Source organism: Agreia sp. VKM Ac-1783, assembly GCF_900177765.1.
Taxonomy (GTDB): domain Bacteria; phylum Actinomycetota; class Actinomycetes; order Actinomycetales; family Microbacteriaceae; genus Agreia.
In genome coordinates this window covers 114,883-128,909 of the sequence record NZ_FXWI01000002.1, presented here as the reverse complement: position 1 = coordinate 128,909, position 14,027 = coordinate 114,883, and the positions used below count along the sequence as shown (strand labels likewise).

Below are 14,027 nucleotides of genomic sequence, written 5' to 3'. Positions count from 1 at the left end.
TTAGACATGACGGACTACATCCTGGCCATCGACCAGGGCACCACCAGCACCAGAGCGATCGTCTTCGACCACTCGGGCTCGATCGTCTCGACGGGCCAGCTCGAGCACGAGCAGATCTTCCCCAAGGCGGGCTGGGTCGAGCACAACCCCAAAGAGATCTGGGACAACACACGTGAGGTCATCGGACAGGCCCTGTCCAAGGCCAACATCACTCGCCACAACATCAAGGCCGTGGGCATCACGAACCAGCGTGAGACAGCGGTGGTCTGGGACAAGAACACCGGCGAGCCCGTCTACAACGCCATCGTCTGGCAGGACACCCGCACCCAGGAGATCGTCGATCGCTTCGCCGCAGACGGAGGCGTCGACCGGTTCAAAGACACCGTCGGCCTCCCCCTGTCGACGTACTTCGCCGGAACGAAGATCGTCTGGATCCTCGAGAACGTCGAGGGCGCACGTGAGCGTGCCGAAGCCGGCGACCTGTTGTTCGGTACGACCGACAGCTGGGTCACCTGGAACCTGACAGGCGGGGTCGACGGCGGCGTGCACATCACCGATGTCACGAACGCGAGCCGCACCCTCTTTTTGAACCTCGAGACGCTCGAGTGGGACGACGATATCCTCGCCGTCTTCAACGTGCCGAAGTCGATGCTGCCCGAGGTGAAGAGCTCCTCGGAGACCTATGGGCTCGTCCACGACTCGAGCCTGCTTCGCGAGGTTCCGGTGGCCGGAATCCTGGGCGACCAGCAGGCCGCCACGTTCGGCCAGGCGGCGTTCGACAAGGGCGAGGCCAAGAACACCTACGGCACCGGCAACTTCCTCATCTTCAACACCGGCACCGACATCGTCAAGAGCGAGAACGGCCTGCTCACCACCATCGGCTACAAGCTCGGCGACGGAGAGACCCACTACGCTCTCGAGGGCTCCATCGCCGTCACCGGCTCGCTCATCCAGTGGCTTCGCGACAACCTCGGCATCATCTCGTCGGCGCCCGAGGTGGAGGCCCTGGCCGACACCGTCGACGACAACGGTGGCGCCTACTTCGTGCCGGCGTTCTCGGGTCTGTTCGCACCGCACTGGCGATCGGATGCCCGTGGCGCGCTGGTCGGACTCACCCGATACGTGAACAAGGGCCACATCGCCCGCGCCGCAATCGAGGCCATCGCGTTCCAGACCCGCGAGGTTCTCGACGCGGTCAACGCCGACTCGGGAGTTCCCCTGACCGAACTCAAGGTCGACGGCGGGGCATCGGCCAATGACCGCCTGATGCAATTCCAGGCCGACATCCTCGACGTACCGGTCGTACGCCCGGTCGTTGCCGAGACCACCGCTCTCGGAGCTGCCTACGCTGCCGGCCTCGCCGTGGGCTTCTGGTCGACTCTCGATGAGCTCCGCTCGAACTGGCAGGAGGACAAGCGCTGGACGCCCAGCATGGACGATGCCGAGCGCGAGCGCCTGCTTCGCAACTGGAAGAAGGCCGTCACGAAGACCCTCGACTGGGTCGACGAAGACACCCAGTGAGTCAATGACGCGTGGCCGTGGCCCACGCGTCGAGAGTGGCCGTCGCCGCCCCGGAGTCGATCGTCCGGGCGGCGACGGTCATTTTTTCGCGCAGGCGCTCCACGATCGATCGGCGTCCCTGCTCGGGATCCGATGCGAGCTCGAACGCAACGAGACCCGCAGCGGCGTTGAGCAGAACGATGTCGCGGACCGGTCCTGACTCTCCCTGAAGCACCCGCCTGGCGATATCGGCGTTGTGCTGAGCGTCGCCGCCGAGCAGATCGCCGATCTTGGCTCGGGCCAGACCCAGATCGCGGGGGTCGAGATCGTGTTCGACCACAGCACCCAGCGACACCTCCCAGATGTGGCTGTGGCCCGTGGTGGTCAATTCGTCGAGTCCGTCGTCCCCACGAAACACGAGGGCGGTGGCGCCTCGAGTCTGGAAGACGCCGACGAAAATCGGCACCCTGTCGAGCTGGGCCACACCGACAGCGGATGCCTCGGGCCGGGCCGGGTTGCACAGCGGGCCGAGGTAGTTGAAGACGGTCGGCACTCCCAATTCCCGCCGGACGTTGGCGACATTGCCGAAACCCGGGTGGAACTTCGCCGCGAAAGCGAACGTGATTCCCGCTTCGTCGAGCACCTGAGCGGTGCGTACGTTCGAGATATCGAGATCGACGCCCAGTGCCTGCAGCACGTCCGACGAACCGGACTTCGAACTGGCCGCCTTGTTTCCGTGCTTCACGACGGGAACGCCGGCAGCGGCAGCCACGATCGATGCCATGGTCGAGACGTTCACGGTGCCATGCCTGTCGCCCCCCGTGCCGACGATGTCGAGAGCGAGTGGGTCGACATCCAGGCTGATGGCGTGGTCGAGTACTGCATCCCGGAATCCGACGATCTCGTCGACCGTCTCGCCCTTGGCACGCAGGGCGACGAGAAAGGCGGCGAGTTGAGCGTCGGATGCCTCGCCCGTCATGATCTGATCCATCGCCCACGAGGAGTCCGATACCGAAAGATCCTCTCGGGCAAGAAGAGTGGAGAGAATTCCGGACCAGGACTCTGAGTACGCCATAGGCCGATTCTAAAGGCCGGACGGCTGATCGACCGGTGTCAATGGGCGCCGCCACTCATACCCAAATGCAAAAACCCTGTGCTGATATCGGACATAATGGAGAAGTGACGAGCAGCTCCCTGACCCAGACTTCGAGTGCCCCCCTGATCCAACGACCGAACGTCGTGGCAGTGGGCACAATCGTGTGGCTCGGAAGCGAGGTGATGTTCTTCGCCGGCCTCTTCGCCATCTACTTCACTCTCCGCAGTACGTCGGGGCCGTTGTGGGAGAGTGAGTCGAGCGTTCTCAACGTTCCCTTCTCCCTCGTGAACACGCTCATCCTCGTCGCGAGTTCGTTCACCTGTCAGGCCGGTGTCTTCGCTGCCGAGCGTCTGCAAGCCCGCGCCACCGGTTGGAAGCCGACCCAGTGGGGCACGACCGAGTGGTTCTTCCTCACTTACCTGCTCGGCGCCATCTTCGTCTCCGGCCAGATCTTCGAGTACGCCACCCTCGTCTCCGAGGGCATCTCGATGAGCTCCAGCGCCTACGGATCTGCGTTCTACCTGACCACCGGTTTCCACGGTCTCCACGTGACAGGCGGCCTCATCGCCTTCCTGCTCGTCATCGGCCGAATCTTCGCCGTAAAGAACATGGGACACCGAGAGGCGACCAGCGCCATCGTCGTCTCGTACTACTGGCACTTCGTCGACGTGGTCTGGATCGGCCTGTTCCTCGTCATCTACGTGCTGAAATAATCGACCGGCCCACCCGAGTCCCGGTCGAATGAAGAGAGTTGTGAAAAGAGTGAAGAGAATGGCCCGAAAAGGCAGCACGGCAAACAGACGTCACCCGCTGGCGACCGTTGCCCTGATCGCAATCGGACTCATGTTCACCGGTGGTGGGTACGCGCTCTTCAGCAGCACGGCCACAGCCGAGACCAGCACCGCATCGCAGACGACGATCGACGAGGGCAAGAAGCTCTTCGCCGCCAACTGCGCCAGCTGCCACGGACTAGACCTCCAGGGCACCGGAGCAGGCCCGAGCCTTCTCGGCGTCGGCGCTGCCTCGGTCGACTTCCAGGTCGGCACCGGTCGTATGCCCATGGCCATGCAGGGCCCGCAGGCCATGGAGAAGCCCCCGCAGTTCACCGCCGAAGACACGGAGGCACTCGCGGCCTACGTCGCCTCCCTCTCCCCCGGCCCCGCGGTTCCCGACGACAGCCTGCTCGACGGAGACGGCGATGCCAGTAACGGAGCCGAACTCTTCCGCATCAACTGCGCCATGTGCCACAACGTGGCCGGCGCCGGTGGAGCGCTTACTGAGGGCAAATTCGCTCCCGCGCTGACGGGTGTCGCCGCAGTCCACATCTACGAGGCCATGGTCACGGGTCCGCAGAACATGCCGGTCTTCAACGACAAGAACCTCTCCCCCGAAGACAAGCGCGACGTCATCACCTACCTCAAGTACATCGAGAAGAACCCGTCTCCTGGCGGATACGAACTCGGCAGCTTGGGCCCCGTGGCAGAGGGACTCTTCGTGTGGATCTTCGGGCTGGGTGCCATCGTCGCCCTGACCGTGTGGCTCACCGCGAAGTCGAACTAGACCAGCGGACCGGCTGCTAACACATTCTTCACCGAGGCGAGGACGACCTGCGAAGGACGGTCTCGAAGAAAAGCTCGAAAGGCAATCACATGGCACATGACGATCTGAGCGGCAAGGACATCACCGCTGTTTCGTCGGCTGGCGTCTCTCACGAGACGGCAGCTCCTGGCACGGCCGTCATCCCGTCCGAGACGTTCGAGAACCCGGGATTCCCGGCTCACCGTCCGCGTGTGACCGACACCGACCCGAAGGCGGAGAAGAAGGCCGAACGACAGGTCTACACCTTCTTCTACCTGTCGATCGTCGGCAGCATCTTCGCCATCGCCTCGTACATGGCGTTCCCCATCGAAGACGGCGACACGGGCGCGCTGCGTCTGCACACGATGATGCTCGGCATCGGAATCGTTCTCGCCCTCTTCGGACTCGGATTCGGCGCTGTGCACTGGTCGAAGAGCCTCATGGCCAATCACGAGGGAATCGACCAGCGCCATCCTGTCCGCGGCAGCGAAGAGACCCGCGCCCGCGCCGTCGAGATCTTCAAGCAGGCGAATGAGGAATCGGGTTTCGGACGCCGCACTCTTGTCCGCAACACTCTCCTGGGCGCTCTCGTGGCCTTCCCTCTTCCTGCCGTCGTTCTCTTCCGCGGCTGGGGTCCTCAGAATGAGAATCCCGTCGAGATGCTCGAGCACACCTTCTGGAAGAAGGGCGCACGCCTCACCCTCGACCCGTCTGGGTTGCCGATCAAGGCATCCGACGTCACGCTGGGATCAGCTTTCCACGTCATCCCCGAGGGCCTGAACGAGTCGGAGCACCGCCTCGAAGAGAAGGCAAAAGCCGCCGTTCTCCTCATGCGTCTCGATCCCTCCAAGCTCAAAGAGAGCGCGGAGCGAACCGGATGGTCGTACGACGGCATCGTCGCGTACTCCAAGATCTGCACTCACGTGGGATGCCCCGTGGCCCTCTACGAGCAGCAGACGCACCACCTGCTCTGCCCCTGCCACCAGTCGACTTTCGACGTCACCGAAGAATGCAAGGTCATCTTCGGACCGGCGAAGCGAGCTCTGCCGCAGCTGCCCATCGCCGTTGACGGCGAAGGCTACCTGATCGCCCAAAGCGATTTCCACGAACCCGTCGGCCCGAGCTTTTGGGAGCGATCTTCATCATGAGTACAGTGACCACGCCGGACACCGCTCCGGCCCCAGCCCCGACACAGACGTCGTCACAGCGGAGCAGCACAAGCCGCTTCACCGAGGCCGCCGCGAACTACATCGACGAGCGAACGAGCATCTCGGGCGTCGTCAAAGAGTTCGGCCGCAAGATCTTCCCCGACCACTGGTCGTTCATGCTCGGCGAGGTCGCCCTCTACAGCTTCGTCGTCATCCTTCTGACAGGAACGTTCCTCACGTTCTTCTTCCAGGCGTCGATGGCCGAGGTCGTCTACAACGGTTCGTATGTTCCGCTCAAGGGCGTCGAGATGTCCACGGCTATGTCGTCGACTCTGAACATCTCCTTCGACGTCCGCGGTGGTCTTCTCATCCGTCAGATCCACCACTGGGCGGCACTGACGTTCATCGCGGCCATCGGCATCCACATGCTGCGCATCTACTTCACGGGCGCGTTCCGCAAGCCGCGTGAGCTGAACTGGGTCATCGGCTTCATCCTCTTCATCCTGGCCCTGGCAGAGGGATTCACGGGATACTCGCTTCCCGACGATCTGCTCTCCGGCAACGGCCTCCGCATCATCGACGGTCTCATCAAGGGCCTGCCCGTCGTCGGTACGTGGATCTCGTTCCTGCTCTTCGGCGGTGAGTTCCCGGGCACGGATATCGTCGGACGCCTGTACTCGCTGCACATCCTCCTGCTGCCGGCCATCCTCGCTGTCATGCTCGCCCTGCACCTCGTCTTCGTCGTCGTGCACAAGCACACGCAGTGGTCGGGTCCGGGACAGACGAAGGACAACGTCGTCGGCTCCCCCATCTTGCCGATGTTCGCTGCCAAGGCCGGTGGCTTCTTCTTCATCGTCTTCGGCGTCATCGCCCTGATGGGAACGTTCTTCACGATCAACCCCATCTGGAACTACGGCCCCTACGACCCGTCGCCGGTCTCGGCCGGAACGCAGCCTGACTGGTACATCGGATTCGCCGACGGCGCTCTGCGATTGATTCCGCCGGGACTCGAGTTCGAGCTCTGGGACCGTACCTGGTCGTTCAACATCATCATCCCGGTACTGATCCTCACCGGCCTGATCGTCGCGGTGCTCGTCTACCCGTTCATCGAGGCCTGGATCACCGGTGACAAGCGCGAGCACCACCTGCTCGACCGCCCGCGCAACGCCCCGACCCGCACCGCCATCGGTGTCGCCGGCGTTCTGTTCTACGCCGCCCTCTGGGGAGCTGCGAGCTCCGACCTCATCGCCACGCACTTCCAGCTGTCGATCGAGGGCGTGATCCACGTGAACCAGGCTCTGCTCATCCTCGGTCCGATCGTCGGATACCTCGTGACGAAGCGCGTCTGCCTGGCCCTGCAGAAGAAGGATCGCGAGATCGCTCTGCACGGCTTCGAGTCCGGGCGCATCGTTCGACTCCCCGGCGGCGAGTACATCGAGGTGCACCAGCCAGTCGACGAGTACGAGCGCTGGAAGCTGGTCGACTACAACGACTACCAGCCTCTGATGATCCGCCCGAATGCCCAGGGTAAGATCACGTCGGTTCAGCGCCTGCGCGCGGGGATGTCGCGGTGGTTCTTCGAAGATCGAATCGCTCCGGTGAGTCCTAAAGAGATCGAGCGCGGCGGTCACCACTAACCTCTCGGCGACGTAGCGCAACCTGATCCGTCGGATCGTCTCACCCGAGGCGATCCGGCGGATTTTTGGTAATCTCCTCTCATGACCTTCAACTGCTCCGCATGGTGGCTGCGCTAGCAGCCGGTTGAAGTATGTTCACGGGCTGTACGCAGCTCGTGGCAGGCGCGAGAACTCCGTGCAGCTCCCACAGTCGGGAGACACAGATGGATTCACTCAGCGCAACAGCAGAACGCTCGATCGGGATCGCGGCCGCCGTAACGCAGCACCCCGAGAGCTTTCGCGTCGTCACCGGAGAACGGCCGACGGGCCCTCTTCATCTCGGGCACTACTTCGGCACGATCCGAGAGCGTGTTCGACTGCAGGAGGCCGGCGTCGACATGTTCCTGGTCCTCGCGGATTACCAGGTCATCACCGACCGCGACACAACGGCTCACGTCCGTGAGAACGTGTATAGCGCGGTGTTGGACTACCTCGCGGCGGGCATAGATCCTCAGCGGGCCACGATCTTCACTCACTCGTCGGTGCCGGCTCTCAACCAGCTGCTTCTGCCGTTTCTCAGTCTCGTTTCCGAAGCCGAATTGCACCGCAACCCCACAGTCAAAGCGGAGGCTGCGGCATCTGGGCGAGCCTTGAGCGGGCTGCTCTTGACGTACCCGGTACATCAGGCGGCCGACATCCTGTTCTGCAAGGGCAATCTGGTGCCGGTCGGCAAGGACAACCTTCCGCATGTCGAGATGACCCGCGTGATCGCCAGGCGGTTCAACGAACGCTACGGCCAGGTGTTTCCCGTGCCGGATGCCCTCATCACCTCGGCGCCGGAGGTTCCGGGTCTCGACGGCCGCAAGATGTCGAAGAGCTACGGCAACGCGATCTCGCTCTCGATGACGCCGGACGAGACCGTCGATGCGATCCGTCACACCCGCACAGATCAGGACCGCAGGATCACCTTCGACCCGGAGCGCAGGCCGGGTGTCTCAGCGCTCCTGTCGACGGCGGCGCTCTGCATGGACATCGACCCTGTCGAGTTCGCCGAGGAGATCGGCGATCGAGGAGGCAGTGCCTTGAAGTCCGCGACAGCGACGGCCGTGAATGACTTCCTGGCACCACTCAGGCAGAGACGGCGAGCATTCGCCGAGGATCCTGATCTCGCGAGCAGAATCCTCCGCGACGGAAATGAGGCAGCGAATACCGCCGCGGAGGCAACGCTGGCCGAGGTGCGCGCCGCGATGGGAACGATCTACTGACCAGCCGGGCAGGAACAGCACAAAAGGGCCCGTCTCGAATGAACGAGACGGGCCCTGAAGTGCACGTGGGATTAGCGGGCGAAGTACCCGCGATAGTACTCGTAGACCCAGCCGACGATCGCAACCAGAACGAGGGCGACACCGATGAAGGTGATCCACGTTCCGACGGCGAACCCCAGAAGCATCAGCGAGGCTGATCCGGCGAGGATGACGGGCCACCAGCTCCACGGGCTGTAGAAGCCCATCTCGGGGTCGCCGTCGTCGATGTCGGAGTCGAGTCGGTCTTCCGGGAGGTCGCCTCCCTGAGCGCTGAAGACGCGGCCCAGGTAGAACGCCAGGAACGCGGCCAGCATGCCCGCTAGGCCAATGCCGAGTGCGCCGACCCACTCGATCCTGCCGGTGTCGATGAGGCTCCAGACGATGTAGACGCCCGACAGAAGGAGACAGAAGACCGCGAGGATCCAGAAGAGATTCTTATTCGCTCTCATGGCTACTTCACCTTCTCGGATGCTGTGTCGTACGTCGGCGCGTCAGGCGCGTCTTTGGCCGGGCCCACGCCGAAGGGGATGCCCGCCTCGGGGTGGTTCAGGTCGAACGCGGGAGACTCGCTGCGGATACGTGGAATCGAGGTGAAGTTGTGCCTCGGGGGCGGGCACGACGTGGCCCACTCGAGTGAACGCGAGTAGCCCCACGGGTCGTTGACCGTGACCTTGGGTGCCCGACGCGCCGTGATGTACACGTTCAGGAAGAACGGCACCAGGGATGCCGCCAGCAGGAACGCTCCGACCGTGGACACCTGGTTCATCGACGTGAAGCCGTCTTCAGGAGAGTACGTGGCGTAGCGACGGGGCATACCGACGACACCCAGCCAGTGCTGGATCAGGAACGTCGTGTGGAAGCCGATGAACAGCATCCAGAAGTGCCATTTGCCCAGAGTCTCATTGAGCATCTTGCCGGTCCACTTGGGCCACCAGAAGTAGAACCCGCTGAACATGGCGAACACCACGGTGCCGAAGACCACGTAGTGGAAGTGGGCGACGACGAAGTAGGAGTCTGACACGTGGAAGTCGAGGGGCGGCGATGCCAGGATGACGCCGGTGAGCCCACCGAACGTGAACGTGATAAGGAACCCGATCGCCCAGAGCATGGGGGTCTCGAAGGTGACCGAACCGCGCCACATGGTGCCGATCCAGTTGAAGATCTTCACACCCGTGGGAACCGCGATGAGCATCGTCATCAGAGCGAAGAAGGGCAGCAGAACCGATCCGGTGACATACATGTGGTGAGCCCACACGGTGACGGAGAGAGCTGCGATCGAGATCGTCGCGTAGATCAGGGTCTTGTAACCGAAGATGGGCTTGCGGCTGAAGACAGGGAACACCTCGGACACGATGCCGAAGAACGGCAAAGCGATGATGTAGACCTCGGGGTGTCCGAAGAACCAGAACAGGTGCTGCCAGAGCAGCACTCCCCCGTTCGCGGCGTCGTAGACGTGGGCCCCGAGTATGCGGTCGGCGCCAAGGGCGAAGAGAGCCGCGGCGAGGACCGGGAACGCCATCAGCACGAGGATCGACGTCACCAGGATGTTCCAGGTGAAGATGGGCATGCGGAACATGGTCATGCCCGGGGCGCGCATCGTGATGATGGTCGTGATGAAGTTCACCGCTCCGAGGATCGTTCCGAATCCGGAGATTCCGAGACCGATGACCCAGAGGTTTCCGCCGTCACCCGGAGTGAACGTCTCGCTCGACAGAGGCGCGTAGGCGAACCAGCCGAAGGAGGCGGCACCCTGGGGGGTGAGGAAGCCCGCGACGGCGATGAGGCTGCCGAAGCTGTAGAGCCAGTACGCGAAGGCGTTCAGTCGCGGGAACGCGACGTCGGGGGCGCCGATCTGCAGCGGCATGAGCACGTTCGCGAAACCCGCGAACAGCGGCGTAGCGAACATGAGCAGCATGATCGTGCCGTGCATGGTGAACAGCTGGTTGTACTGATCCTTGGTCTGAAGGATCTCGAGCCCGGGCTCGAAGAGCTGAGCACGGATGACCAGGGCCATCACTCCGCCGAGGCAGAAGTAGATGAATGAGGAGATCAGGTACATGTACCCGATGGTCTTGTGGTCGGTGGAGGTGATCCACTTGACCAGGACGTTGCCCTTGCGCTCCGCGCTGCGGGACTGTCCGTCGTTGAGAGCCTGACCGGTGGTCGGCGCTACGGCTGTAGTCGTCATCTGCGTTTCCCCTACTCCGCTACCCGGGGCGACGTCGTGCCGGGGAGGTTCTGATTTCTGTCGTACTCGTGTCCGAGCTGGCCGTTGAAGCCGGCGTCCTTCAGAGACTTGATGTACGCGTCGTAGTCATCCTGCGAGACGACCTTGACCTTGAAGAGCATGAGCGAGTGGTACTCGCCGCAGAGCTCGGCGCACTTTCCGTCGTAGGTTCCGATGCGCTCCGGCGTGACGTACATGTAGTTCGTCTTGCCGGGGATCATGTCTTTCTTGTACAGGAAGTCGATGACCCAGAAGGAGTGGATGACGTCGCGAGCCTCGAGCTGGATCTCGATCTTCTTGCCGACCGGCAGGTAGAGCGTGGGGATCTCGGACTCGACAAGGCTGCCCTTGGCGTCGTTGGGGTTCTCCTGGCCCTGGATGCCGGCGGAGTAGACGTCTTCGTCGACGTAGTTGAAGTCCCACGCCCACTGCTTGCCGTAGACGGCGATCGTGACGTCGGGGTCGTCGTACTTGGCCTCGATGGCCGACTGGTCACGAGCGGTGAAAGCGAAGAACCCGAGCACGAGGATCAGCGGGACGACCGTGTAGAAGATCTCGATCGGCATGTTGTAGCGCAGCTGAGCGGGGAGACCGGTCTGTCCGCGGCGGCGACGGTAGACGATCACGGCCCAGAGCGTGAGGCCCCAGGTGATCACTCCGACGATGAGAAGCACGATCCATGACGTGACCCAGAGCCCGATCACCCGGTCGACGTTGTTCGTCGTTCCCGGCTCGGTGGGCAGCCACCCCTGGAGCTGCTGCTGAGTGCAGCCCGCGAGGAGGAATGCGAGGGTGGCGGCAATGGGAATTGCAGCCAGGCGGAGACGTCGAGAGCGCACCAGTGACCTTTCGGAAGACTGTCGGAGGAACTACCGACAAGTGTAGAGAACCGTGCTCTAGCCTACTCGACATAACACGCCCGCCTGAATCCACAAAGGGAGCCGCTTGACAGCGACTCCCGTGCGGAACAGCGTGATTCCGGGCCTCGTCGGCCCGAAGAATCAGTGGAACGAATCGCCGCAGGCGCAGCTTCCGCCCGCGTTGGGGTTGTCGATCGTGAACCCCTGCTTCTGGATGGTGTCTTCGAAGTCGATGGTCGCGCCGTCGAGGTAGGGAACGCTCATCTCGTCGACGATGACCTCGACCCCGTTGTAGTCGACGACGGCGTCGCCGTCGAGCTGACGCTCATCGAAGTACAGCTGATAGATCAGGCCCGAGCAGCCGCCGGGCTGCACGGCGACGCGAAGGCGGAGGTCTTCGCGGCCCTCTTGGACGAGCAGGCTGCGCACCTTCTCGGCTGCGGCGTCGGTGACGCCCACGCGGTGGCTGGGAGCCTCGGTCTGGGTCAATACGGTGTCGCTCATGGCTGCTCCTAGTAAGTCGGGAAAGCACGTGCGCCGTGATACGCGATCCCTCGCACACGCACGTCGCTACTCGTCAGTCTAAACACGCAAACCGTGCGTGGGCGGAATTCATTCCGCCAGCTCGGCGAGAGTTCGCTCGTTCAGCCGGGCGAGAAGGAAGGCCTCGCTCAGAATCGCACGCTTCAGGACTCCCAGATGCTGGGACTCGTTGGGGCTGTGCGCACGAGTGTCGGGATCCTCCACCCCGGTGACGAGAATCTGTGCCGACGGGAAGACGCGGGCGAGATCCGAAATGAACGGGATCGACCCACCGATGCCCGTGTCGACGGCATCGACGCCCCAGCCGTCCTTCATCGCCGTCTTTGCTTCGCGGACTGCCCAGCCGGTCGTATCGACGAGGAACGCGTCGCCGAGGTCGACGTCGCTGATCTCGATCGCTGCTCCGAAGGGGGCGTTCTCTCGCAGGTGCCTCTCGATCGCCGCGAATGCGTCACTGGCCTTCTGTCCCGGGGCGATACGAGAGCTGATGCGCGCCGCGACCTGTGGCAGAAGAGTGTTGGATGCGTTGGCGACGCTGGGCGCATCGATTCCGGTGACCGTGACGGCCGGCTGGAACCAGAGACGAGAAAGGATCGAACCGTGACCGACGCTCGTCACTCCCTCGACGAATCCAGCCTCGTGTGCCAGCTGGCTCTCGGGATAGTCAGGGGTAGCTCCCTCGGTGCCGACGAGACCGTCGACGGCGACCGACCCGTCGTCGCCATGCAGCGTAGCGAGGAGCCGCACCATCGCGAGCATCGCATCCGGAGCCGCTCCCCCGAACATGCCCGAGTGCGACGCATGCTCGAGCGTGCGCACGGTGAGCTTGAAGGTGACGTTGCCCCGAAGGCTGATGGTGAGGGCCGGGGTGTCGACGTTCCAGTTGTCGGAGTCGGCGACGACGATGACATCGGCCTCGAGCTGGTCACGGTGTTTGTCGAGAAACGCCGAGAACGATCGCGAACCGAACTCCTCTTCGCCTTCGATGAAGACGACGAGTCCGAGATCGAACTCGTTCGCCGTCGCCTCGACCAGGGCGCTGACAGACGCGACGTGCGAGACGACGCCGGCCTTGTCATCGGATGCCCCACGGCCGTAGAGGCGGTCGCCTCGAATAGTGGGCTCGTAGGGAGCGGAGTCCCAATCAGCGTCATCGCCGGGAGGCTGAACGTCGTGATGAGCGTAGAGCAGCACCGTGGGGCGGCCGTTCTTCGCTGCGCGCGAAGCCAGCACGGCCGGCTGGCCGAGAGTGCCCTCAGGGGTCTCGGCCTGGGAGACGATCACCGAGTCGAAGGCACCCGTCTGCTCGAGCAGCGACGCGACCGCATCAGCGCTCTGCGCAACGAAGGCGCGATCGAACGCATCCCACGACACAGAAGGTATGCGCACGAGGTCGGTCAGCGTCGCGACGGATGCCGGCATGTTCTGCTCGACGATGCGGCGCACCACTCGCTGCAGGTCGGTGTCGTCGGAATATGTCGCGCCCGTGTTCTCAGTCATAGAGGTAAACTTTATACTTCTGCACTTCTCGGCAAGGACGTACATCGTGGCCAAAGACAAAGCCCCCGCTCTCGACGCACCGCGCGACGCGCAGCTCGACGACGCCCCCCTCAGCGGCAAGGGCCACGCGACTCCCACCCGCAAGGAACGGGAGGCCGCCAACAAGCGCCCCCTCGTCGCCGGCGACAACAAAGAGGCGCGCAAGGCGTCACGGGCGAAGCTGCAGGAGTCGCGCGACCGCGCGCGCGTCGGCATGGCGAACGGCGAGGAGAAGTTCCTCCCCATCCGTGACAAGGGTCCGCAGCGCCGTTACGTGCGCGACTATGTCGATGCCCGGTTCAGTCTCGGTGAGGTCATGATTCCGGTGATGTTCGCGGTCATTCTCGCGACCCTCGTTCCGAACCCCACCGTGCAGACCGCCTTGATGCTGGCCCTCTACGCGTTCGTGCTGCTCGTCGTGGTCGACAGCCTCCTGTTGGGCTGGCTGGTCACCCGCAAGCTCAAGGCCAAGTTCGGCGACAGCAAGGTCGAGAAGGGCGTTCGCTGGTACGCGGCGATGCGCGCCCTGCAGTTGCGGCCTCTTCGTCTGCCCAAGCCGCAGGTCAAGCGCGGCAAGTTCCCGGTCTGATCTCCGGCGGCCCTTAGCCGACGCCGA

General features: G+C 63.5%; 13 protein-coding genes. 7 read left to right on the top strand and 6 right to left on the bottom strand.

Features of this window, described 5'->3' with window-relative positions; all coding sequences use genetic code 11:
• The first annotated feature begins 6 nt into the window (after positions 1 to 6).
• Positions 7 to 1,521 carry a glycerol kinase GlpK gene (gene glpK, locus CCK87_RS05625; protein ID WP_086460503.1) on the top strand — a complete coding sequence of 505 codons (1,515 nt, stop codon included), beginning with the start codon at positions 7 to 9 and terminating at the stop codon, positions 1,519 to 1,521.
• A 1-nt stretch (position 1,522) separates the two neighbouring features.
• Here the strand turns inward: glpK and trpD are convergent, their stop codons facing one another.
• Positions 1,523 to 2,575 (bottom strand): anthranilate phosphoribosyltransferase, encoded by a 1,053-nt coding sequence (gene trpD / locus CCK87_RS05620; protein ID WP_086460502.1) that lies wholly within the window; start codon positions 2,573 to 2,575, stop codon positions 1,523 to 1,525.
• A 65-nt stretch (positions 2,576 to 2,640) separates the two neighbouring features.
• On the opposite strand from trpD, the gene CCK87_RS05615 reads away from it, so the two are divergent.
• From CCK87_RS05615 to trpS, 5 genes are all read left to right on the top strand, one after another.
• Positions 2,641 to 3,309 (top strand): heme-copper oxidase subunit III, encoded by a 669-nt coding sequence (locus tag CCK87_RS05615; protein ID WP_082466303.1) that lies wholly within the window; start codon positions 2,641 to 2,643, stop codon positions 3,307 to 3,309.
• A 58-nt stretch (positions 3,310 to 3,367) separates the two neighbouring features.
• A complete protein-coding gene (locus CCK87_RS05610) occupies positions 3,368 to 4,156 on the top strand; it encodes a c-type cytochrome (protein ID WP_086460501.1) in 789 nt (262 codons plus the stop codon).
• An 89-nt stretch (positions 4,157 to 4,245) separates the two neighbouring features.
• Positions 4,246 to 5,322 (top strand): Rieske 2Fe-2S domain-containing protein, encoded by a 1,077-nt coding sequence (locus tag CCK87_RS05605; RefSeq protein ID WP_086460500.1) that lies wholly within the window; start codon positions 4,246 to 4,248, stop codon positions 5,320 to 5,322.
• Positions 5,319 to 6,959 carry a ubiquinol-cytochrome c reductase cytochrome b subunit gene (locus tag CCK87_RS05600; RefSeq protein WP_086461184.1) on the top strand — a complete coding sequence of 547 codons (1,641 nt, stop codon included), beginning with the start codon at positions 5,319 to 5,321 and terminating at the stop codon, positions 6,957 to 6,959. Before CCK87_RS05605 ends, CCK87_RS05600 begins: the two co-directional genes overlap by 4 nt.
• Positions 6,960 to 7,162: 203 nt before the next feature.
• Complete coding sequence (trpS, locus tag CCK87_RS05595) at positions 7,163 to 8,203, top strand: tryptophan--tRNA ligase (protein ID WP_086460499.1); 1,041 nt, start codon at positions 7,163 to 7,165, stop codon at positions 8,201 to 8,203.
• Positions 8,204 to 8,274: 71 nt separating this feature from the next.
• On the opposite strand, the gene CCK87_RS05590 is transcribed toward trpS, so the two are convergent.
• The 5 genes from CCK87_RS05590 to CCK87_RS05570 form a co-directional block, all read right to left on the bottom strand.
• Positions 8,275 to 8,691, bottom strand: coding sequence for a cytochrome c oxidase subunit 4 (locus tag CCK87_RS05590; RefSeq protein WP_086460498.1), 417 nt, complete (start codon positions 8,689 to 8,691; stop codon positions 8,275 to 8,277).
• A gap of 2 nt (positions 8,692 to 8,693) precedes the next feature.
• The gene (gene ctaD, locus CCK87_RS05585; RefSeq protein WP_086460497.1) at positions 8,694 to 10,430 is read right to left on the bottom strand and encodes a cytochrome c oxidase subunit I; all 1,737 of its coding nucleotides are present in this window, start codon (positions 10,428 to 10,430) and stop codon (positions 8,694 to 8,696) included.
• Between the two features lie 11 nt (positions 10,431 to 10,441).
• Positions 10,442 to 11,311 (bottom strand): cytochrome c oxidase subunit II, encoded by an 870-nt coding sequence (gene coxB / locus CCK87_RS05580; protein WP_086460496.1) that lies wholly within the window; start codon positions 11,309 to 11,311, stop codon positions 10,442 to 10,444.
• A 159-nt stretch (positions 11,312 to 11,470) separates the two neighbouring features.
• Complete coding sequence (gene erpA, locus CCK87_RS05575) at positions 11,471 to 11,833, bottom strand: iron-sulfur cluster insertion protein ErpA (RefSeq protein ID WP_086460495.1); 363 nt, start codon at positions 11,831 to 11,833, stop codon at positions 11,471 to 11,473.
• A 108-nt stretch (positions 11,834 to 11,941) separates the two neighbouring features.
• Entirely contained in the window at positions 11,942 to 13,372 is a 1,431-nt protein-coding gene (locus CCK87_RS05570; protein WP_086461183.1) for a dipeptidase, read from the bottom strand.
• Positions 13,373 to 13,418: 46 nt separating this feature from the next.
• Between CCK87_RS05570 and CCK87_RS05565 the strand changes: the two genes are divergently transcribed.
• Positions 13,419 to 14,000: a DUF3043 domain-containing protein gene (locus CCK87_RS05565; protein WP_249273739.1), complete on the top strand. Its 582-nt coding sequence runs from the start codon at positions 13,419 to 13,421 to the stop codon at positions 13,998 to 14,000.
• Positions 14,001 to 14,027 lie beyond the last annotated feature (27 nt).